23 protein-coding genes and 1 tRNA gene are annotated in these 20,976 nt (G+C 70.0%); 7 read left to right on the top strand and 17 right to left on the bottom strand.

All coding sequences use genetic code 11. The annotated features are described in order from the left end of the window. Positions 1-53: 53 nt before the first annotated feature. Positions 54-1,313 (top strand): amidohydrolase family protein, encoded by a 1,260-nt coding sequence (locus tag F8R89_RS20855; protein WP_151788224.1) that lies wholly within the window; start codon positions 54-56, stop codon positions 1,311-1,313. A gap of 96 nt (positions 1,314-1,409) precedes the next feature. After that, entirely contained in the window at positions 1,410-2,066 is a 657-nt protein-coding gene (locus tag F8R89_RS20850) for an SDR family oxidoreductase (protein WP_151785386.1), read from the top strand. Positions 2,067-2,086: 20 nt separating this feature from the next. On the opposite strand, the gene F8R89_RS36815 is transcribed toward F8R89_RS20850, so the two are convergent. The 5 genes from F8R89_RS36815 to F8R89_RS20825 form a co-directional block, all read right to left on the bottom strand. Continuing rightward, positions 2,087-2,299: a hypothetical protein gene (locus F8R89_RS36815; RefSeq protein ID WP_151785385.1), complete on the bottom strand. Its 213-nt coding sequence runs from the start codon at positions 2,297-2,299 to the stop codon at positions 2,087-2,089. A 198-nt stretch (positions 2,300-2,497) separates the two neighbouring features. Then, entirely contained in the window at positions 2,498-3,712 is a 1,215-nt protein-coding gene (locus F8R89_RS20840) for a tyrosine-type recombinase/integrase (protein WP_151785384.1), read from the bottom strand. Continuing rightward, on the bottom strand, positions 3,712-3,912 hold the full coding sequence (locus tag F8R89_RS20835) for an excisionase family DNA-binding protein (protein WP_029383635.1): 201 nt from the start codon (positions 3,910-3,912) through the stop codon (positions 3,712-3,714). Before F8R89_RS20835 ends, F8R89_RS20840 begins: the two co-directional genes overlap by 1 nt. A gap of 2 nt (positions 3,913-3,914) precedes the next feature. Further along, positions 3,915-5,288 (bottom strand): replication initiator protein RepSA, encoded by a 1,374-nt coding sequence (gene repSA / locus F8R89_RS20830; protein ID WP_151785383.1) that lies wholly within the window; start codon positions 5,286-5,288, stop codon positions 3,915-3,917. 47 nt (positions 5,289-5,335) lie between these two features. Continuing rightward, positions 5,336-5,845: a hypothetical protein gene (locus tag F8R89_RS20825; RefSeq protein ID WP_151785382.1), complete on the bottom strand. Its 510-nt coding sequence runs from the start codon at positions 5,843-5,845 to the stop codon at positions 5,336-5,338. 194 nt (positions 5,846-6,039) lie between these two features. On the opposite strand from F8R89_RS20825, the gene F8R89_RS20820 reads away from it, so the two are divergent. The 3 genes from F8R89_RS20820 to F8R89_RS20805 all read left to right on the top strand — a co-directional run bounded on the left by F8R89_RS20820 (position 6,040) and on the right by F8R89_RS20805 (position 8,161). Beyond that, positions 6,040-6,813 carry a GntR family transcriptional regulator gene (locus tag F8R89_RS20820; protein ID WP_151785381.1) on the top strand — a complete coding sequence of 258 codons (774 nt, stop codon included), beginning with the start codon at positions 6,040-6,042 and terminating at the stop codon, positions 6,811-6,813. Next, positions 6,810-7,373, top strand: coding sequence for a GNAT family N-acetyltransferase (locus tag F8R89_RS20815; RefSeq protein ID WP_151785380.1), 564 nt, complete (start codon positions 6,810-6,812; stop codon positions 7,371-7,373). Before F8R89_RS20820 ends, F8R89_RS20815 begins: the two co-directional genes overlap by 4 nt. Positions 7,374-7,861: 488 nt before the next feature. Continuing rightward, positions 7,862-8,161 (top strand): hypothetical protein, encoded by a 300-nt coding sequence (locus tag F8R89_RS20805; RefSeq protein WP_225994449.1) that lies wholly within the window; start codon positions 7,862-7,864, stop codon positions 8,159-8,161. Positions 8,162-8,411: 250 nt separating this feature from the next. On the opposite strand, the gene F8R89_RS20800 is transcribed toward F8R89_RS20805, so the two are convergent. Together F8R89_RS20800 and F8R89_RS20795 are read right to left on the bottom strand one after the other, a co-directional pair. Next, positions 8,412-9,038, bottom strand: coding sequence for a hypothetical protein (locus tag F8R89_RS20800; protein ID WP_151785378.1), 627 nt, complete (start codon positions 9,036-9,038; stop codon positions 8,412-8,414). A gap of 199 nt (positions 9,039-9,237) precedes the next feature. Further along, positions 9,238-9,319: transfer RNA gene (locus tag F8R89_RS20795), tRNA-Tyr, on the bottom strand. Positions 9,320-9,543: 224 nt separating this feature from the next. On the opposite strand from F8R89_RS20795, the gene F8R89_RS20790 reads away from it, so the two are divergent. Then, a complete protein-coding gene (locus F8R89_RS20790) occupies positions 9,544-10,032 on the top strand; it encodes a YajQ family cyclic di-GMP-binding protein (RefSeq protein ID WP_151785377.1) in 489 nt (162 codons plus the stop codon). 93 nt (positions 10,033-10,125) lie between these two features. Here F8R89_RS20790 and F8R89_RS20785 read toward each other — a convergent pair whose 3' ends face one another. Then, complete coding sequence (locus F8R89_RS20785) at positions 10,126-10,392, bottom strand: GlsB/YeaQ/YmgE family stress response membrane protein (protein WP_062664116.1); 267 nt, start codon at positions 10,390-10,392, stop codon at positions 10,126-10,128. Positions 10,393-10,540: 148 nt separating this feature from the next. On the opposite strand from F8R89_RS20785, the gene F8R89_RS20780 reads away from it, so the two are divergent. Further along, positions 10,541-11,809: an APC family permease gene (locus F8R89_RS20780; RefSeq protein WP_151785376.1), complete on the top strand. Its 1,269-nt coding sequence runs from the start codon at positions 10,541-10,543 to the stop codon at positions 11,807-11,809. Positions 11,810-11,909: 100 nt separating this feature from the next. Here the strand turns inward: F8R89_RS20780 and F8R89_RS20775 are convergent, their stop codons facing one another. The 9 genes from F8R89_RS20775 to F8R89_RS20735 all read right to left on the bottom strand — a co-directional run bounded on the left by F8R89_RS20775 (position 11,910) and on the right by F8R89_RS20735 (position 20,976). Then, positions 11,910-12,479 (bottom strand): SMI1/KNR4 family protein, encoded by a 570-nt coding sequence (locus tag F8R89_RS20775; RefSeq protein WP_151785375.1) that lies wholly within the window; start codon positions 12,477-12,479, stop codon positions 11,910-11,912. Positions 12,480-12,623: 144 nt separating this feature from the next. Continuing rightward, positions 12,624-13,019, bottom strand: coding sequence for a YccF domain-containing protein (locus F8R89_RS20770; RefSeq protein ID WP_151785374.1), 396 nt, complete (start codon positions 13,017-13,019; stop codon positions 12,624-12,626). Then, positions 13,016-13,876 carry a zinc metalloprotease HtpX gene (gene htpX, locus F8R89_RS20765; RefSeq protein ID WP_151785373.1) on the bottom strand — a complete coding sequence of 287 codons (861 nt, stop codon included), beginning with the start codon at positions 13,874-13,876 and terminating at the stop codon, positions 13,016-13,018. The genes F8R89_RS20770 and htpX overlap by 4 nt, the downstream gene beginning before the upstream one ends. Positions 13,877-14,083: 207 nt before the next feature. Then, positions 14,084-15,607, bottom strand: a complete 1,524-nt coding sequence (locus F8R89_RS20760; protein ID WP_151785372.1) for an NADH-quinone oxidoreductase subunit N — start codon at positions 15,605-15,607, stop codon at positions 14,084-14,086. Then, the gene (locus tag F8R89_RS20755; RefSeq protein WP_151785371.1) at positions 15,604-17,178 is read right to left on the bottom strand and encodes an NADH-quinone oxidoreductase subunit M; all 1,575 of its coding nucleotides are present in this window, start codon (positions 17,176-17,178) and stop codon (positions 15,604-15,606) included. The genes F8R89_RS20760 and F8R89_RS20755 overlap by 4 nt, the downstream gene beginning before the upstream one ends. A 6-nt stretch (positions 17,179-17,184) precedes the next feature. Beyond that, entirely contained in the window at positions 17,185-19,179 is a 1,995-nt protein-coding gene (locus F8R89_RS20750) for an NADH-quinone oxidoreductase subunit L (protein ID WP_151785370.1), read from the bottom strand. Further along, entirely contained in the window at positions 19,176-19,556 is a 381-nt protein-coding gene (gene nuoK, locus F8R89_RS20745; RefSeq protein WP_151785369.1) for an NADH-quinone oxidoreductase subunit NuoK, read from the bottom strand. Before nuoK ends, F8R89_RS20750 begins: the two co-directional genes overlap by 4 nt. Then, a complete protein-coding gene (locus F8R89_RS20740) occupies positions 19,556-20,353 on the bottom strand; it encodes an NADH-quinone oxidoreductase subunit J (protein WP_225994646.1) in 798 nt (265 codons plus the stop codon). The genes nuoK and F8R89_RS20740 overlap by 1 nt, the downstream gene beginning before the upstream one ends. A 47-nt stretch (positions 20,354-20,400) precedes the next feature. Then, positions 20,401-20,976 (bottom strand): NuoI/complex I 23 kDa subunit family protein, encoded by a 576-nt coding sequence (locus F8R89_RS20735; RefSeq protein WP_151785368.1) that lies wholly within the window; start codon positions 20,974-20,976, stop codon positions 20,401-20,403.

The raw sequence follows: 20,976 nt of genomic DNA, 5'->3' as shown, positions 1-20,976 counted from the left end.
TGCCCCGGCAGGGTCCCGCAGCACCGATGCGCAGCCCGAGCCCCTGGAGCGCGATGCCCGACAGCCACCCCCAGCCGCCCCCCTCGTCCTCCTCGTCGGGACCCGCCGACCCGGGCACCCTCCTGCTGTGCGGCGCACACCTCACCGACGGCCGGACCGTCGACGTACGGCTGAGCGGCGGGCGCATCGAGGCGGTGGGGACGGCCGGGAGCCTGACCGGGGACGGCACACGCGCGTGCGGGTCCCGTCTGGACCTGAACGGGTACCTGCTCCTGCCGGCCCCGGCCGAACCGCACGCCCACGCCGACACCGCCCTCTCCGCCGACGACCGGGACGGGCCGGTGTCCTACGCCGCCGAGGACGTGCAGCGCCGGGCCACCGAGGCCGCCCTGCTCCAGCTCGGCCACGGCGCGACCGCGCTGCGGGCCCATGTGCACGTGGGCGACGTCCAGGAACTGAACGCGCTCGCCGCCGTCCTCCAGGCACGGCGTTCGCTGCGCGGGCTCACGGAGTTGACGACGGTCGCCATGCCCAGGCTGCTGACCGGCGTGGCGGGGGCCGACGGGCTGGCCATACTGCGGGACGCGCTGAAGATGGGCGCCTCGGTCGTCGGCGGCTGCCCCGACCTGGACCCCGACCCGACCGGGTACGTCGAGGCCGTCCTGGAGGTCGCCTCCGAGCACGGCTGCCCCGTCGACCTGCACACCGACGCCACCGACCCGGCCCGGCTGTCCCGCCTCGCCGCGATGGCGGGCGGCCTGCGCCCCGGCGTCACGCTGAGCCCCTGCGGCGGCCTGGGCCGCCTGCCCGAGGACGTGGCCTCCCGCACCGCCGACCAGCTCGCCGCGGCCGGGGTCACCGTGGTGTGCCTCCCCCAGGGCGGCTGCGGGGGCGCGGAACGCCGTGGCACGGCGCCCGTACGGCTGCTGCGCGCCGCCGGGGTCCGGGTCGCCGCCGGCAGCGGAGCCCTGCAGGACGTCTCCAACCCGGTGGGCCGCGGCGACCCGTTCGAGGCCGCCTATCTGCTCGCCTCCCGCCACGGGCTGCGCCCCGAGGACGCGTACGACTGCGTGAGCGCGTCGGCGCGCGCGGCGCTGGGCCTGCCGGAGGTCCGCGTGGAGGCGGGCTTCCCGGCCGAACTGCTGGCGGTGCGCGGCGAACGCCTCGCGGCGGCGCTGTCCCTGGCCTACAGCCGGATCGTGGTGCACCGCGGCCGCGTGGTGGCCCGCACGAGCGCCGTACGGGAGTACTGCGACTCGACCGCGGCGGCGGAACTCGGGCTGCCGCGGCAGGGGCGCGGGGAGGTCTCGTAAGGGCGTTCCCCTGCCGTGTGCGCCGATATGTGCTGACGTGGGTGACCGGCGGGCGTCGTGCGGCGGATGAGGTCGGCCCGGCGTACGGTCGAAGGCATGCGCATTGTCATCGCTGGTGGTCATGGTCAGATCGCGCTGCGGCTGGAGCAGTTGCTCTCCGCGCGCGGTGATGCGGTCGCGGGAATCATCCGCAAGGCCGAACAGAGCGACGATCTGCGGGAGGCCGGTGCCGAACCCGTGGTCCTGGACCTGGAGTCGGCGTCGGTCGAGGAGGCCGCGGAGCGGCTCCGGGGCGCCGACGCGGCGGTGTTCGCGGCCGGCGCGGGCCCGGGCAGCGGAGCCGACCGCAAGGACACCGTGGACAAGGGCGCCGCGGTCCTCTTCGCGGACGCGGCCGTCCGGGCGGGCGTACGCCGCTTCCTGGTCGTCTCCTCGATGGGCGCCGACCCGGCGCACGAGGGCGACGAGATCTTCGACGTCTATCTGCGCGCCAAGGGCGCGGCCGACGAGTACGTCCGCTCGCAGAAGGCCCTCGACTGGACGATCCTGCGGCCCGGCGCGCTCACCAACGACGCCGGAACCGGCCTGGTCCGCCTGGAGGCCCACACGGGCCGCGGCTCGATCCCCCGGGACGATGTGGCCGCCGTCCTGGCGGAGTTGCTGGACACTCCGGCGACCGCGGGCCTGACGCTCGAACTGATCAGCGGCTCCACTCCCGTGTCGGTCGCCGTGCGGTCCGTGGCGGGCAACTGAGACACGTCCTGCGGTGCCGCTCAGAACAACGGCAACTGCCCGGGGAAGTCGGGCACGACGTACCCGTCCAAGGCGGGCTGAGCGGCACCGAGTTGCGTCTGCCGCCGGGACCCCGGGCAGGACACGAGTTCCCCGCTCTCCCGCGCGCCGGGAGGATCGTGCCGGGCGAACCGGCCGGCGACGACGGCGATCTCTCGACGGCATTCGGGACAGCGTCTGCGAGGCGTGGCCATGGGGCCAGTGTGCCCGGCGGGACCGGGCCCTGGGGGACGCGGGAACGCCGGAACGCGCAAACCCCTCCGCGCTACGTTTCCGTAGTACGGAGGGGTTTTCCTCAGCGTGGCGGCGCCAGGATTCGAACCTGGGAAGGCTGAGCCGGCAGATTTACAGACTCCGGTGAACGATCAGGCACACCGGACTATCTGTGCAGGTCAGCCGCCCTGGTCTTCAGCCTCCGGAGCAGCGCCCTTCTCTTCGTGCAACGTCCGTGCCACGTCGCGCTTGATCCTCTTGGCTTTCCTGGCACGAGCCCGCTTGGCCCTCTCGTGATCGGCATTGAGTTCCTTGGCGATCTCCGCATCCTGGCCGTCCCGAGAACGGGCGTAGTGCCGAGTCGTGACACTCGCATTCGCATGACCGAGTCGCTTGGCCGCAGCCATGACGCCATGCCGGTCGGCCACCTGGGAGGCGTGCGTTGCTCGAAGATCCTGCGGGGTGACGTCCTTGAGGCCGGCGCGCTCGACGGCCTTGTCGAAGTGCGTCCGACGCCATGAGTTGTACCGAAGAGGGCGCCCAGTACGACCGAGGAACAGCAGTGCTTCGGGGTCGTCGGCCACGCGCGCGGCAAGGTGCTCTTGGAGCTCCCGAACGAGATACGCGGGCAGTGCCAACGGTCGCTTCTGGTGTGACTTCGGGGTGTCGAAGAACAGTTGCCCGGCGTCCTCCGCCAGAGCTTCATCCACCCAGATCAGACCGTTGACCAGGTCCACATCCTTCCGCCGCAGGGCGAACCCCTCACCGATCCGCAGCCCGGCGTACGCGAGGAGTTTGACCAGGAGGTCATGCGGTCGGTTGAGGTTTGAGATCAAGCGTTCGACCTCACGATTGCTCAGGATGTGCGGCTCGGTCTCAGGCAGTCTCGGAAGTTTGATCCCCCGGCACGGCGTGACCGCAATCAGGTCGTTGTCGACCGCAGACGCGAAGATCTGGGACAGCACCCGGTAGGCGGTACGAGCACGCGAGGCACTCAGCCCGGCTTTCTGGAGTCCGGCCAGCCATTCCTTGATGTGGATCGGGCGGACCGCCGACAGTTCGTAGCCACCGACCCGAGGATTGATCCACAGACGGATCAGTCCGGCGTAGAGCGTCACCGTCCGTCGCTTCAGGTGGGGGGAAGCCGAGTCGAACCACCGCTTGCCCCACTCGGCAACGGTGATCTTTCCCGCGCTCGGGTCACGGAACGTGCCCTTGATGATCTCTGCCTCAGTGGTGGTGAGCCACAGATCGGCGTCCGTCTTCGTCTCGAAGGTGTGCGGCGCGGACCGCAGCAGGCCCGTCGCCGGATCACGGTACCGGGCCTGCCAGCGACCGGACCCCAGTTGGCGGACTGCGCCGAAGCGCCGACGCCGACCACGACTGTTGGGCATCAGGCCACCGTCCTCAACCGGCGGACGACGCGAGGCACCGTGTTCGCGGCGATGTACTCGTCTACCGCGCTCTGTGGGATGCGGACGTGCCGCCCCACCTTCACAAAGGTGATCCGGCGTTCCTCGATCAGGCGCCGAGCGAAGCGGACGCCCGTCCCCAGCGCTTCGGCCACTTCCTGAACGTCCAGGAGCCGATCCATGGTCACCACTCCCCCTCAGCCTCAACGGCCAACGCGTCGGCCAGCGCCTCACGGGCGGTCTCTCGGTTCAGTTGGATCTCCTTTGCGATCGATGCGGCCAACCAGGACTCTCCTGGTGTGTGTCCTTGTCCGGCGTAGGTCCAGTGGGCGAGCACGAGCGTGGAGCCCTCCGAGTCGTCGAGGTCCTCGGAGAGCCCGCGTTCGCGGCGTTCCTGGCGTGCGCGGTAGTCGGCGCGGACCTGGCGGAGGGCGCCGAGGGTGGTGGAGTACTGGCGGGACTTGGTCGAGAAGTGCCCGCGGAAGCCGAGCATGTGAGCCCAGCGAGCCAGCAGCCGATCCGGGTAGGCCGCGTCGAGCGTCCAGCACGCTTCGATCAGGCGCCGGGTGTGGTCGGGCAGCGGCAGCTTGTCGAGTTCGGAGAGCTCCCCAATCCGGCGGTCCACGGTGCCGGTCGTCTCGGCCGCTTTGGTGGCGTACTTGGCGACGTAGGAGGCGACGGCCTGCTCGGTCAGTTCCTCGTGTCCGAGGGCGCCGATGGGCTGCACGTCGACCTGAGATCCCCACCGCAGCTCGCGTCCGGCGAAAGCGCCGGCGGAAGGCACCGGCACCGCGACCCGAGCGGCAGCGGCACGGATCGCACCGTCGAGGAGAGCGACCGTGGCCCAGGCCGGGGGCGCGGTGTCGGGACCGTCCGGGCCGTCGAGGCGCACCACGGCGTGGAAGTGCACGCTGCCGCGCTTCTGGAACTCGGCGACCTTGCCGAAGGAGACCCGGCACACCTCCCGCATGGCCGACTGCGTCAGACCCGCACGGGCGGCGATCTCACGGCGCAGGTAGATGGTGAAGCGCCGCCACAGATCACCGGCGAAGTTGTTCCACAGCACCGCCCCGGCGTAGTCGTAGCGCTCCGGATCGAGCGCCGTACCGAGGGCGGAGTCGTCGTCGGCGTGCTGGGCACCGCAGCGGCAGCGCCCGGAGTCCGCCCGGTTGTGGACCGGGCCGAACGAGGGCGCGGTGAGGGTGGCGAAGACCCGAGGGTGATCCCGCACCGTCTCAGGCACGTCCTTGCGTTCATCGCCCGTGATCCCGGCACGGATCAGGTGGTAGGTGTCCCCGGCGTAGGTCCAGGCGCAGGCCGGGCAGCGGGAGGCCCGCCGGTTGCCGCAGGCCACGCGGAGCATGCCGCCCGGCTCCTGTTCGGTGCTGTAGGAGTACAGGACGTCACCGGTCTTGGCGTCCCGGGTGACCGTCTGGCCTGCGAGGCGGATCGGGTTGGCGCAGCCGCCGGTACGGCGGACCTGCTCCTGCCAGCGGTCGAAGCCGGGCGAGTTGGCCACCCGCAGCAGATCAGCCAGGGTCAGGGGATCAGTGCCCATGGAGGCCGCAGCACCGGCCACGGCCTCCGGGGCGACGGGGAACACCGTCACGCGGCACCGCCGTCCCGGCACACCCAGCACGGGGCGTAGCCCTCCTCGAACCAGCCGGAGACGTCATCGATGACCAAGTTCACCCAGAGCTTTCCGGTGCCGTCGCACTTTGGGCACGTGCCATCGATCGCGGCCGAGAGCTCCCGCGCCCCCGGGGCGACCGAGACCCAGAAGAGGGATGTGGACGCCATGGATTCGGCGACGTTCAGACGCCGAGCCGAGGGAAACCGCTGCTTGTGACGGCGGTTGATCTCCGGAGTTGTCAGGTCACGCAGCCACAGCCTCCGGTGGCCCAGGAGGAAGGACGCGCGCCGACGGACTTCTTCGCGGCCGAGGCGAGCAGCACCCTGACCGATCCAACCGATCAGGGTCGTGTCCACCGGCCCTTGGAGGCGGTAGCGATCCGGCATGTCCGAGGCGTACAGCGCCACGGCCCGCTCCATGTTCGACAGGTCTTCGACTAACACCGGGGTCGGGGCATGCGTGGCAACGAGCGTTGCGGGCATGATGAGAGCTCCCTTCATGGGGGCGGGAGCGGCGATCTGACTTGGCGGTTGGGCGCCGCTCCCTGCTGCAGAGAAGGGGGTTACACCCCTTGCTCAACTTGTAGGTACGAGTTTGGTGGCGTTACGCGACTGTCGTCAAGAGATTCGGCGCCACATGTACCAATAAGTTGAGCGTGTGCGTCATGATGGGAGGTATGAGCAAGCAGCCGAAGTACCAACAGGTGGCGGACGCCCTGCGCAGGGAGATCGACAGCGGGACGTACGGCCCCGGCTCGCGGCTCCCCTCTGAAAGCGAGCTGATGGTTCGCTTCAACGCCTCACGGAACACGGTCCGATCAGGACTCAACTTGTTGGTCAGTCAAGGGCTGATCTCCTCCAGCCAGGGGCTGGGTTACGAGGTCCGGAAGCACGAGGTGTTCGTACTCAATGCCTCGCGGTTCGAGAACCTGACCTTTCCGCAGAACGGTGACGCATACTCCACCGACGTGACGAACGCGGGGCGCCGGCCGCACCAGACGTTCCGCGTCGAACTGACCAACGCGCCCGAGTACATCGCAGAGCGACTCAAGGTCGATGTCGGGTCCAGGGCCGTCTTGCGGTTCTGCCATCGCTTCGTTGATGACGTGCCCTGGTCCACCCAGGCGACTCACTATCCGGAGTGGCTCATCGAGCAGGCCCCGCGGTTGACCGAGCCAGGCGACATAGCCGAAGGCACCACGCGTTACCTCGCAAGCTTGGGCATCGAGCAGATCGGATACGCAGACGAGATCTCCACTCGCATGCCGACGCCCGATGAAGCCCGCCTGTTGGAGATCGGAGCTGGGGTGCCAGTCCTGCTCTGGACCCGCACTGGCTACTCGAATGAGAAGCCCATCCGGTGCACGATCACCACGCTTCGAGGCGACTTGAACCGCATGAACTACGAGATCGGCGATCTCTCGGCCCGAGACGAGAACGAACCCCAGTGATACTCGCACCCGCCACGCCTGACGATCTCCCCCTTCTCTTGGCGTTCCGTGAACAGGCAGCGTCCTGGCTGAGCAAGCTCGGCACTGACCAGTGGAGCCGTCCCTACCCAGCAGATCGCCTTTTGGCCACGATCGAGGCCGGGACGGTCTTCATGGTGCGGGATGGGAAGGCCACGGCGGCGACCATCACCCTCACCTCGGACGCGGAGGAGGGGTTGTGGTCGGAGGAGGAGTTGAGGGAACCGTCCATGTTCGTCAACAAGCTCACGGTGTTCCGCGAGTACGCCGGGCAGAACCTGGGCGGGCGACTTCTCGATTGGGCGGGTGACCGAGCCTTCCGCTCATCTGCCAAATGGCTTCGCCTTGACGCCTGGACGACCAACGATGCCCTACAGCGCTACTACCTACGTCAGGGCTTCGAGCATGTTCGGACCGTCCGCGAAGGCAGCGCCATCAATGGTGGTCCACGTGTCTCCGGATGGCTTGCCCAGAGGGAGGCTCTGCCCGCTCAGCATGGCTTCGTAGACCGTGCCCCGACCCCAGCGCCGATCATCGGGTAGCGGGTTACAGGTTTCTCTACCTCATCAAGCCCCGGCTGCGCTCCGCTCCGCCGGGCGCGCTTCCCGGCTCCGCTCCGGGCGACGCTCCTGCCTCCGGCCCGCTCCGCCCGCGCTGCGCCGACGCGCGCCCACCGATGGGTTGGGCCGAAGGCCATGAGGCGAGCACCGCACAGAGCGGCCTACGGTCACAGACGATGCCTCCGGCGGGGGATCGGCCGGCACCGGGATGGAGGGGGCACCGTCGCCGACCGCGGGTCCGTATGTGGCGTGCGTGGGGAGCTCCCATCCCGTCCACCGTCGACCCAGGCAGAGCCGAGCAGACGCGGCCCAGGGCGTCCAGGTCGTTCGTACAGTGGCGCGCTCCACCTGGACGCCCTGAACCACGCCCGCTCCACGGTGTGTGGGTCGACGGCGGACGGGATGGGAGCTGGGGTGAGTGGTGGGTGATGGTGGGTGCCTGGCCGATAAGGTGCGAAGGGGGTGATCCAGTGCACGGAAGTCTGCCGGTTGAGAATGCGGGGAGCGTCCCGCTGTGCCTCTTCGTCGAGCCGTACGGTGAGGACTTCTGGCTTGAGCCGGGCGAGGCCGTCACCGTTTCGGCAGTCAGCGACGGCATCGACGTCCAGTTCGCGGTAACCGTGGCGGCAGGGCTGGTGAGCGTGTGGCTCTACGAGGACGGCGACCCGAACAGGGTCGTTTCGGAGTCCCGGGTGATCGATGCGTCTGGTACCCCGTTGCAGTGTGGACACCAGCGTCACGATCGGCGAATTCCCGGGCCGTTCTTGTAGCAGGGTGTCAAGCCCGATGCTTCTCCTGACACCAGCGACTGACACCAACAAGGGCGGACAGCGGCGGTTCGCGTCGAACCTCAGCGGACAGGCAGCCGAGGAACAGGACGGGTTGGAGCAGGATCCCGTCCCCGCGTGATCGACCTGATAGAGATGAGGCCGGATCTCAAACCCTTGGCCTAGTACGGGCGCCGTCCACACCACCGGCCGGCGCCCGTCACCTTGACTGGGCCATTGAGACTCCGCCGACCTATCGAAAGAGGCTCTCCAGAACGCTCGAAAGAACTGCCCCGACAGCAGCGAGAGTGCCGAGCACCGCTGGGAGAAACTCCCAGCGTGCCACTTGGACTGCGGAGGACGGCTCAGGAGACTCATTGATCACTTTTGTGTCAATGAAGTACTGCTCCACAGATAGCAGGGGCTTGCCCTGGGTGATGAGCGAGACAGTCACAGACTGCCCAGGGGGCATCAGTTCTGGGCCGTACTTGACTTGGCTGCCGATCACTTCGATTGCGCTAGTCGATGGACTGTCCAGCAGCACGACCGGGCGACCCAAGTCGAACTTGATTGGTCGGCCCTGGTCGTAGTGCTCACTGGCTACGGCATGACGCCCCGTGCTCCGTAGGCGGAGCTTGACGACGTGAGGATCCTGTAGATCCTCTCCGTTGTAGTTGACGGTGAGAGCCCCGGGAAGGGCCTGCGCGTCGCCAGCCAAGAGCCTAGAGGTGTCCATTCTGTACGAGATTGCGCGATTCACCGGAAAAAGCGCTCGCCGAGCGTAGAGAACGCCCACCACGCCAGCAACCAGGGCGACAAGCGCAATGATGATCGTTAGAAGGTTGAACCCTCGCCCGTCAAGCCAGTCCATGGCAGCCATGAAGTTCCCCCCAGCGCTCACGCCCCACCCTCTCGCTCGCTTGCCCCTGACGGCCCACCATTCACCGCGTCATCCGCCTGCGCAGTGCCACTCGCGTGCCAGGTCGAGCAGTGGCCAGCGGGGAATGGCGGGGAATCAGAGAACTCATACAGGAACGACCCCCAACCGCTTGCGCTGGTCAGGGGCCGTTTCCTACGAGTGGCGGCGCCAGGATTCGAACCTGGGAAGGCTGAGCCGGCAGATTTACAGTCTGCTCCCTTTGGCCGCTCGGGCACACCGCCGGGGTCGCTGCCGTTCGAACCGCTCTGCGGCGGTGCTCCCTGGCAACGACGTAAACAATACCCGATACCGAGGGGTGCTTCGCCACCCGATTGATCGCCACCTGGGGGACCCGGGGTGGCTAGGCTTGTCGGGATGCGGCCCGAGGTCCGCCCCGGGCACGGCGGCCACCCCCACGCCCGCCGACACGCACCCATTCGCACCCCGATACAAGGAGCCACAGGACATGGCCGACTCCAGTTTCGACATCGTCTCGAAGGTCGAGCGGCAGGAGGTCGACAACGCCCTCAACCAGACCGCCAAGGAGATCTCGCAGCGCTACGACTTCAAGGGCGTGGGTGCCTCGATCTCGTGGTCCGGGGAGAAGATCCTCCTGGAGGCGAACTCCGAGGACCGGGTGAAGGCCGTCCTCGACGTCTTCCAGTCCAAGCTGATCAAGCGCGGCATCTCGCTGAAGGCTCTGGACGCGGGTGAGCCGCAGCTCTCCGGCAAGGAGTACAAGATCTTCGCGTCGATCGAGGAGGGCATCTCCCAGGAGAACGCGAAGAAGGTGGCGAAGATCATCCGTGACGAGGGCCCCAAGGGCGTGAAGGCGCAGGTCCAGGGTGACGAGCTGCGCGTCAGCTCCAAGAGCCGGGACGACCTTCAGGCCGTGATCGCCCTGCTGAAGGGCAAGGACTTCGACTTCGCGCTGCAGTTCGTGAACTACCGGTGATCGTGGGCTGAGCCCAGCGCCTGAAGTCGGAAGGGTGAGCTCCCACGGGGGCTCACCCTTCGCGCGTTCCGGGCCGGGCGCCGGGCGTACCGGTCAGTCGCGTGAGTGGCCGAAGAAGATCCGGTAGGCGATCAGCAGCACCAGGGAACCGCCGATCGCCGACACCCATGTGGCGCCGTCGTAGAAGTCCTTGCTGATCGGGTGGTCCAGCCAGCGGGCCGAGATCCAGCCGCCGATGAACGCGCCCGCGACGCCGATGAGCGTCGTGCCGATGAAGCCGCCGGGGTCGCGTCCCGGCAGCAGGAACTTGGCGATGGCTCCGGCCAACAGCCCCAGGAAGATCCAGCTGATGATCGTCATACCTCTGAACCTGCCCCTCCGCGCCGTGCCTGCACTTCTCCAGGCACTGTGATCTCCGGCGCGCTCGTTCGCCCACTGTTGCTGCTCCGTTGGTGAACAGGACGTATCACCGGCGCCCGCCGGTTGCAGCCGTCAGTAGGGTCGGGCCATGACTCGGTCCACCTCCGTCTCCCCCGGGCTGCGGCGTTCGCTCGGGGTCGGGGACGCCGTCGTCATCGGGCTCGGCTCGATGATCGGCGCCGGGATCTTCGCGGCGCTCGCCCCGGCCGCCCGCGCGGCCGGCTCCGGCCTCCTCGCCGGGCTCGCGGTCGCCGCCGTCGTCGCTTACTGCAACGCCATGTCGTCGGCACGGCTGGCCGCCCGCTACCCGGCTTCGGGCGGGACGTACGTGTACGGCCGGGAGCGGCTCGGGGAGTTCTGGGGGTACCTCGCGGGCTGGGCGTTCGTGGTCGGCAAGACGGCCTCCTGTGCGGCGATGGCGTTGACGGTCGGGGCGTACGTCTGGCCCGCTCAGGCGCACGCGGTGGCGGTCGCGGCCGTGGTGGCGCTGACCGCGGTGAACTACGGCGGCGTGCAGAAGTCCGCCTGGCTGACGCGGGCGATCGTGGCGGTGGTCCTGACTGTCCTGGCATGTGTGGTGGTCGTGTGCCTGGGGTCCGGCCGGTCGGACGCCGGGCTCCTCGGGGCCGGGGCGACCGGCGGCATGAGCGGTGTCCTCCAGGCGGCCGGCCTGCTGTTCTTCGCGTTCGCCGGGTACGCGCGGATCGCGACCCTGGGCGAGGAGGTGCGGGATCCCGCCCGCACGATTCCCCGGGCGATCCCACTCGCCCTGGGCGTGACGCTGGTGGTCTACGCGCTCGTCTCGGTGGCCGTCCTGTCCGTGCTCGGGGCTGAAGGGCTGGGGGCCGCGGGTGCGCCGCTGACCGACGCGGTGCGCGCGGCCGGGGCACCGGCGCTGGCTCCCGTCGTGCGGGTCGGCGCGTCCGTGGCGGCGCTGGGGTCGCTGCTCGCGCTGATCCTGGGTGTCTCCCGTACGACGCTGGCCATGGCCCGCGACCGGCATCTGCCCGGCGTCCTGGCCGCCGTGCATCCGCGTTTCCAGGTGCCGCACCGGGCGGAGCTGGCCGTCGGCGCGGTGGTCGCGGTCCTCGCCGCGACGGTGGACGTGAGGGGTGCGATCGGCTTCTCCTCCTTCGGTGTGCTCGCGTACTACGCGGTGGCCAACGCCTCGGCCTGGACGCTCGACACGGCCCGGCGTTCCCGTGTCGTGTCGGCCGTGGGGCTGGTCGGGTGTGCGGTCCTCACCTTCTCCCTTCCGGTGGTCTCGGTCGTCGTGGGCGCGGGTGTGCTGGCGGTGGGGGTGGCCGTGTTCGCGGTGCGGTGGTGGATGGGGCGGCGGCGGGCACCCGGGGCGTAGGGCGGGGGTGCGGCGGCCTTGCCCCAGGCGGTGGGGTGCGACGTCCTCGCCCCAGGCGGGGGTACGACGCCCTCGCCTCAGGCAGTGGGGTACGACGTCCTCAGGCGGTGGGGTGCGGGGAGGCCGTGCGCAGGGGGAAGTCCGCCCATGGGGTCAGGTCCATGTCGTCGTTCTCCTCCTCGTACCAGCCGGTGCCGTCGAGCCAGGCGCGCAGCCAGTCGGCGAGGCTCGGGGCGTCCAGGTACCAGGCGTGGGCGGCGGCGTCGGCGTTCGGCTCGAAGAGGAGGACTGGGGCCTCCGGTGTGCGGCAGTCCACGCAGGCGTACATCGCACAGCCCCAGTGGGATATCGGCAGGACCCCTTCGGGCCAGGGCCAGTCCGGGTTTCTGCGGGCGGCGTCCCGGTTGGCGAGGTACTGCGGGACGGCGGCGGGCTCGCCGGCGGGAGGGTTGTCGAGCAGCGGCAGCAGGCCGTACTCCGGGCCGAATCCACCGTCGCCTATACGGAGATAGAGGTCGGCGAGGAGCGGGGGCAGACCGAAGCCGAGGGCCGCCTCGGCGCGGGCCACGGTGGCCGCGTCCACCGGCTCGGGGAGTGAAGGCCAGCCCCACGGACGGGTGTTGCGGGCCTGGGCCGCCACCCTCGTCAGCAACTGCTCGTTCTCGGTCATGCGTTCATGATGCAAGCCGCCACTGACAACCGGCCGGGGCTGTGGACAACCGGCGCACTGTGGACAACCGCACACTGTGGACAACCGGCGGACTGTGGGCAGTCGGGAACGCCGAACTGTGTGCGGTGGGGTCGTCTCCCCCGCCTACCAGGTCGTCGCGAACGGCCTGTCCGTCGGCACGATCTCGCGTCCGAGCGGGAACAGCGACACCGGGATCAGCTTGAAGTTGGCGATGCCGAACGGGATGCCGATGATCGTCACGCACAGGGCGAGGCCCGTGACGATGTGGCCGATGGCCAGCCACCAGCCCGCGAGGACCAGCCACAGGACGTTGCCGACGCAGGAGGGGGCTCCCGCGTCACGCCGCTCCACCGTCGTGTACCCGAAGGGCCACAGGGCGTAGACGCCGATACGGAAGGCCGCGATGCCGAACGGGATGCCGATGATGGTGATGCAGAGGACGAGGCCCGCCACGATGTAGGCGAGGAACAGCCAGAAGCCGCTCAGGACGAGCCAGATGACGTTCAGGATGGTCTTCACAGGTGGCCTGCCATCTTCTCGAGTCGGGCGATGCGCTCCGCCATCGGCGGGTGGGTGGAGAACATCTTGGCGAATCCCTGTCCGGGGCGGAACGGGTTCGCGATCATCATGTGGCTGGCGGTCTCGATACGGGGCTCGGGCGGCAGCGGCAGCTGCTTGGTGCCCGTCTCCAGCTTGCGCAAGGCGCTGGCCAGAGCGAGCGGGTCTCCGGTGAGCTGGGCACCGGAGGCGTCCGCCTCGTACTCCCTGGAGCGGCTGATGGCCAGCTGGATGAGGGAGGCGGCCAGCGGCCCCAGGATCATGATCAGCAGCAGGCCGAGGATGCCGGGTCCGTCGTCGTCGTCCGAGCGGCCGATGGGGATCAGCCAGGCGAAGTTGACCAGGAACATGATCACCGAGGCGAGTGCGCCGGCGACCGACGAGATCAGGATGTCGCGGTTGTACACATGGCTCAACTCGTGGCCGATGACACCGCGCAGCTCGCGTTCGTCGAGGAGGCGCAGGATGCCCTCGGTGCAGCACACCGCCGCGTTGCGAGGGTTGCGGCCGGTCGCGAACGCGTTCGGCGCCTCCGTCGGGGAGATGTAGAGACGGGGCATCGGCTGGCGGGCCTGGGTGGAGAGCTCGCGGACCATCCGGTAGAGCCCTGGCGCCTCGAACTCGCTGACCGGTCGGGCCCGCATCGCGCGCAGGGCGAGCTTGTCGCTGTTCCAGTACGCGTACGCGTTCGTCCCGAGGGCGACCAGGACCGCGACGACGAGCCCCGTCCGGCCGAAGAAACTGCCGATGACGATGATGAGCGCGGACAGTCCCCCGAGGAGGACTGCGGTCCTGAGCCCGTTGTGCCGGCGGTGCACGGTACGCCCTCCAAGTGGTGCGGCAGGGGAACCTTCACTGGTCGTCTGCGACGCCACCGGTGTCGTGGTGTCACGTCCAGTGGACCCTTCTGTACTGGTCAACGCCAGGCGAAGGTCACGGGTTCCCTGGTCGGCCGCCGCCGTCCCTGGGCCGTCCGGGTGAGGCCCCGGTGGACGCGGGCACGCGTACGTGGCGGGGCCGCGGGGTCAGAAGAGCCCGGTGTCGGCGAAGCGCAGGACCAGCTGGGGCGCCCCGGACAGGGCGACGGCGATGACGCCGGTGAGGGCGATCGCCGCCGTCACCGGTGCGACGGGCAGGTGCCTGGCCTCTTCGCCCTCAGGCGCGCGGAACAGCAGGACCGTCCACTGGAGGTAGTAGAAGAGGGCGATCACGACGTTGACCGCCATCACCACGGCCAGCCAGCCCAGACCCGCGTCGACGGCGGCGGCGAAGACGGTGACCTTGGCGAACAGGCCGATGATCCCCGGCGGCAGCCCCGCGAGACAGAGCAGGAAGAAGGCCAGGACCAGGGCGGACACGGGGTTGCGGGCGTACAGGCCGCGGTAGTCGCTGACACGGTTCAGGGTCTTCGTACGGCCGACGAGTGCGGCCACCGCGAAGGCGCCCAGGTTCACGGCGCCGTACATGAGCGCGTAGGCCACGGTGGAGCCGATGGAACGCTCCGCGTCGCCGGAGTACGCGGCGGCGGCGATCGGTACGAGGAGGTAGCCGGCCTGGCCGACGGAGGACCAGGCGAGCAGGCGTACCGCGCTGTACGCGCGCGTGGCCTGCTGCCGCAGGGCACCGACGTTGCCGACGGTCATGGTGAGCGCGGCGAGCGCGGCGAGCGCCGGGCCCCAGACGTCGGCGTACGACGGCAGCGCGACGACCGTGACGAGGATCAGGCCGGTGAAGCCGACCGCCTTGCCGACGACCGACAGATAGGCGGCGACCGGCAGGGGCGCACCGATGTAGGTGTCCGGCACCCAGAAGTGGAACGGCACGGCGGCCGTCTTGAAGGCGAAGCCGACCAGGGTGAGGACCACGCCGGTCTGGGTGAGCGTCTGGAGCTGCCCGTCGACGTCCTGGATGCGTTCGGCGAGCCGGGTGAGGTGCAGGGTGCCCGTCGCGGCGTACACGAAACTGATGCCCATGAGGCTGACCGCGGTGGCGGTGACCGACGACAGGAAGAACTTCAGGGCCGCTTCGGAGGACCTGCGGTCGCCGCGGCGGAGGCCGACCAGGGCGAACGCGGGCAGCGAGGCGACCTCGAGGGCGACGACGAGGGTCGCCAGGTCGCGGGCGGCGGGCAGCAGCGCGGCTCCGGCGGCGGAGGACAGCAGCAGGAACCAGTACTCCCCTTCGGCCAGTTCCTTCTTGGCGTCCTTGAGCGCCGTGACCGAGAGGAGGGCCGCCAGGAGGGCGCCTCCGAGGACGAGGAACTGGATGACGAGGGTGAAGCGGTCGGCGGTGTAGCTGCACACGTCCGGGGCGCCGGTGAGGCAGAAGGTGGAGCGGTCGCCGTCCAGGAGCGGCAGCAGCAGGAGCGCGGCGGCGGCGAGTCCCGCCACGGACGCCCAGCCGAGAAGCGCCTTCCTGGCCTCGGGGACGAACAGGTCGGCGACGAGGACCGCGAGGGCCACGGCCGCCACGACGGTGGGCGGCGCGATGGCGAGCCAGTCGACGGACTGGACCAGCGACTCGACGAGGGACTGGGCCGGAGAGCTCATCGGGTGCCTCCTGCGAGGAGCTGCTGCACGGCCGGGTCGGTGAGGCCGAGGAGGGTCTTCGGCCAGAGGCCGGCGACGACGGTGAGGGCGACCAGGGGAGTCCAGGCCGCGAACTCGTAACTGTGGACATCGGCGAGGCGCGGGGCGTCCTGCGCGACCGCGCCCATGCACACGCGGCGCACCACGACGAGCAGGTACGCGGCGGTGAGCAGGGTGCCGAAGGCGCCGATCGCCATGAAGGTGAGGAAGGCCGGGCGGCTGAGCCCTGCGGCGGGATCGAACGCCCCGAACAGCGCGAGCATCTCGCCCCAGAACCCGGCGAGGCCGGGCAGTCCCAGCGAGGCGACGGCCGCGAAGGCGAGCAGTCCGCCCAGGCGGGGCGCCTTACCGTACAGCGCGGCTCCGGTCTCCTCGGCGAGGGTGTCGAGGTCGGTCGTGCCGGTCCGGTCCTTCAGCGCGCCGACCAGGAAGAACAGCAGGCCGGTGATGAGGCCGTGGGCGATGTTGGCGAACAGGGCGCCGTTCACGCCGGTCGGGGTCATCGTGGCGATGCCGAGCAGGACGAAGCCCATGTGGCCGACGGACGAGTAGGCGATGAGGCGCTTGAGGTCGCCCTTCGCGCCCTGTTTGGCCAGCGCCAGGCAGGCGAGCGATCCGTAGATGATGCCGACGACGGCGAAGGCGGCGAGGTAGGGCGCGAAGTCGGCGAAGCCGTCGGGCGCGATCGGCAGCAGGATCCGCACGAACCCGTACGTGCCCATCTTCAGCAGGACGCCGGCCAGCAGGACCGAGCCGACGGTCGGCGCCGCGGTATGGGCGTCGGGCAGCCAGCTGTGCAGCGGCCACATCGGCGTCTTGACCGCCAGCCCGAGACCGATCGCCAGAACGGCGATGACCTGCACGGACGCGGTCAGTGACCGGCCGTTGTCAGTGGCGAGTGCCACCATGTCGAACGTGCCCGCCTTGAGACCGATCAGGAGCAGGCCGAGCAGCATCACGACGGAGCCGAGCAGCGTGTAGAGGATGAACTTCCAGGCGGCCGCGGCCCGGCCGTCGCCGCCCCAGCGGGCGATGAGGAAGTACATCGGGATGAGGACCGTCTCGAAGGCGAGGAAGAAGAGCAGCAGGTCGAGGACGGCGAAGGTGGCGAGGGTGCCGCCTTCCAGCAGGAGCAGCAGGGCGACGAACGCCTTCGGGGTGGGCCCCGAAGGCATCTTGAAGTACGAGTAGAGCGCGCAGAGGAAGGTCAGCAGCGCGGTCAGGACCAGAAGGGGGAGGGAGATGCCGTCGACGCCGAGGTGGATGCGCACGTCGAGTGCGGGGATCCAGCTGATGTCCGTGCTGGCCTGCATCTTCGACGGCTGGTCGTGGTCGAAGCCCAGCGCGAGGACGATCGCGGCGATGAGCACCACGCCGGTCACGGTCACGCCGTGCCGGAGCACCGCCTGCTCGGGTGACTTCCCCTTCAGTCCCGGCGGGGCGGGCAGGAGGGCGGCGGCCGCGCCGAGGAGCGGCCCGACGACGACGAACGCCAGAAGGAACTGCATCACGGACTCGTTGATATCGATCACGCCTGCTCACGCTCCCGTGGCGACGAGGACGGCGGCGACCGCGAGGACGACGGTGCCGGCGAGCAGCGCGCTCACATAGGTCTGCACATTGCCGGTCTGGGCGCGCCGCACGGCGATGCCGAGCCAGCGCGGAAGGGCGCCGGCGCCGCGTACGTAGGTGTCGACGACCTCGCGGTCGAGGAACCGGACCAGGGCGGCGCCGCCCTGGACCGGGCGGACGAAGAGGGTCCGGTAGACCGCGTCGAGGTGGAAGCCGACGGCCGCGTGGCGGTGCAGCGGGCCGAGCAGCAGCCTGCCGGGGTCCGCCGGGTCGGGCGCGTAGGCAACTCCCCCGTACACGGGCGCGTGGCTGGCGATGGCCTCCGCCTCGACCTGTCCGGCGTCGCCCTCGGGGTGCGCGACGACCGCGCCCAGCGGGATGCCCATGGCCAGGGAGGTCGTGTGCCGCCAGGCCGCGTAGGTGACGATGCCGCCGATGAGGGCGACACCGGTGCCGAGGACGGACGTGGTGAGGGTGGGGGCGAGGTCGTCACCGCCGAACCAGTCGGGGAGTACGCGGTAGGCGAACCCGCCGAGGGCCAGGGACGGTACGGCCAGCACCCACAGCACCACGGTCATCGTCAGCGGCTGCCTGCCGTGGTCGGGGGCCTCGACGCCGCGGCCGTGGAAGGTGAGCAGCCAGAGCCTGGTCGCGTACCCGGCGGTGAGCAGGGCGGTGACCACGCCGGCGATCAGGACGGTCCAGCCGGCGGCGCCGGGGGCGTGCTCGGTGTGGCCGGTGGCGACGTGCTCGGCCGCGCCGAGGACGGACTCCTTGGAGAAGAAGCCGCTGAACGGCGGGATCGCGGCGAGCGCGAGGAGCGCCACGGTCATCGTCCAGAAGGCGTCCGGGACGCGGTCGCGCAGATGGCCCATGCGGGACATGACGGCCAGCGAGTTGGTGCCGGCGGCGTGGATGATCACGCCGGCCGCGAGGAAGAGCAGGGCCTTGAAGGCGCCGTGCGAGAGGAGGTGGAAGACGGCGGCACCGCGGTCGCCGACGGCCAGGGCGCCCGTCATGTAACCGAGCTGGCCGATCGTCGAGTAGGCGAGGACGCGCTTGATGTCGTCCTGGGCGAGCGCGGCGAGGCCGGAGCCGACCATCGTGACGGCGGCCATCACGGCGAGTACGACCATCGCGGCCTGTGAGGCCTCGAAGACCGGGAGGAGGCGGGCGACGAAGTAGACACCGGCGGCGACCATCGTCGCGGCGTGGATCAGCGCGGAGACCGGTGTGGGGCCGGCCATCGCGTCGGGCAGCCAGGTGTGCAGCGGGAACTGCGCCGACTTGCCCGCGACACCCGCGAGGAGCAGCAGGGCGATGACGGTCGGGTGGTCGAGGCCGCCGCTCGCGACGGTGCCGAGGATCTTCGTGATGCGGAAGGACCCGGCGTCGGTGGCGAGCGCGAACAGGCCGATGAGGAAGGGGACGTCACCGAGCTTGGTCACCAGGAACGCCTTGATGGAGGCGGCTCGGGCCTCCGGGGTCTCCCAGTAGTGGCCGACCAGGAAGTACGAGCAGATGCCCATGATCTCCCAGCCGACCAGCAGCACCATGAGGTCGCCGGAGTAGACGACGAGCAGCATGGCGGAGGTGAACAGGGAGACGAGCGCGGCGTACGACGGGTACCGGGGGTCCTCGCGGAGGTAGCCCGTGGAGTAGACCTGTACGCAGGTGGCGACGACGGTGACGAGTACGGCGACCAGCGCGGCGAAGCCGTCGACGTTCAGGGCGAGTTCGATCGGCACCGAACCGGTGGGCGTGAGCTCGGTGGCGGCGGTGATCGCCTGGTCGCCGCCCTGGCGCACGGCGACGACGGCGGCGAGCACCAGCGACGCGAGGGTCGGCAGGATGGCGAGGGGCCGGACGAAGCCGGGCGTCGTACGACCCAGGAGCAGGCCGGCCGCGGCGCCGAGGAAGGGGAGGAGGGGGACGAGTACGGCGAGGGTGGTCGTGGTCACGCGGTGGCCTCAGCCTTCTCGGCCTGCCCGGCGGCGGGGCTGTCGTGATCGGGATCGTGGCCCTCGGCGGTGTCGCGGAGCCGGTCGATGTCCGAGGTGCCGCGGTTGCGGTGGACGGCGAGCACGATCGCCAGGCCGATACCGATCTCGGCGGCGGCGATGGTGATCGTGAAGAGGGTCAGGGCCTGACCGGAGTGCAGGGTGTCCGCGGCGGCCCGGCTGAGCCAGACGTCGAAGGCGACCAGGTTGAGGTTGACGGCGTTGAGCATCAGCTCGACCGACATCAGGACCAGGATCGCGTTGCGGCGGGCGAGGACGCCGTAGAGGCCGGTGCAGAACAGCAGGGCGGACAGCACGGCGGGGTAGGCGAGATGCATCAGCGGGCGCCTTCCTGCTCGGCCGGCGTGAATTCCTCGGGCGCCCGGGACTTGCTTCCCTCGGGCGCCCCGGACTCGGTTCCTCCGGTCGTCCCGGCGTCAGTTGCTTCGGGCGTGCCGGGCTTGGTTCCCCCGAAAGCCCCATTTCGCCCGATCGGGCGATTACGGGAATCCGGAACGGAAGGGGAACTCCTGGTCGCGGCTCGGGAGTTCACAGAGGGAGAGCCCGGCTCGGCCTTCGCTTTGCGGGACAGGACGATCGCCCCGACCAGCGCGGCGAGGAGGAGGACGGACAGGCCCTCGAAGGGGAGGACCCAGTTCTGGAAGAGGCTCTCGCCGGTGGCCTGGGTGGAGCCGGCGGCGGGGCCGTCCAGGTCGATCCAGGTGGTGCGGAAGGCGTCGACGACCACCCAGACGAGCGTGACCGCGGCGACGGCGGCCACGGCCAGGGCGGCCCAGCGGTTCCCGGAGTCGGCGTCCGGGGAGCGGCCGATGGGAGCGCGGGTCAGCATCAGACCGAACAGAAGGAGGACGACGACGGATCCCACATAGATGAGGACCTGCACCCAGGCGATGAACTCGGCCGTCAGCAGGAGGTATTCGACGGCGAGTCCGCCGAGCGCCACCACCAGCCACAAGGCGGCGTGCACCAGCTGCCGGGTGGTGACGGTGACGAGGGCGGCGCCGAAGGTGACCAGACCGACGAGCAGGAACGTGATCTCGACGCCCGTCGGCGAGAGAAAGCCGTGCGAGCCCTGCGCCGGGGCCGCGTGAGCCGCCAGGGCGTGAGTGGTCACGGCCTGGGTGGCGACGGCGTGGGCGGTGACAGCCACCGCGGCGAGGCTCACGACTGACCCTCCTGCGCGTCGGTGCCCGACTCCGTCCGAGGTTCCGCCTGAGCGGCCGCCAGCTTCTCGGCGGTCTTGCGGGCGGCGGCGATCTCCTTGGGCTCCTCCGCGCCGGGGTCCAGGGCGGGCGGGGCGGGGACGGTCCACATCCACTCGCGCAGCTTGTCGCGCTCGTGGGTGAGGTCACGGATGTCGGTCTCCGCGTACTCGAACTCCGGAGACCAGAACAGGGCGTCGAAAGGACAGACCTCGATGCAGATACCGCAGTACATGCACAGCGAGAAGTCGATGGCGAAGCGGTCCAGGACATTGCGGCTGCGCTCACGGCCACCGGGAGCCGCCGGCGGGACCGTCTCCTTGTGGGAGTCGATGTAGATGCACCAGTCCGGGCACTCACGGGCGCACAGCATGCAGACCGTGCAGTTCTCCTCGAACAGGCCGATCACGCCCCGGCTGCGGGGCGGCAGGGCCGGCTGGGTGTCCGGGTACTGCGCGGTGACGGACTTCCTCGTCATCGTGCGGAGGGTGACGGCCAGGCCCTTGGCCAGGCCACTGCCGGGGATGGGGGCCAT

The sequence above is a fragment of the Streptomyces sp. SS1-1 genome (genome assembly GCF_008973465.1).
In the GTDB taxonomy this organism is placed as follows: domain Bacteria; phylum Actinomycetota; class Actinomycetes; order Streptomycetales; family Streptomycetaceae; genus Streptomyces.
The sequence above is the reverse complement of the archived record's forward strand: the minus strand, read 5'-3'. Positions and strand labels throughout refer to the sequence as shown.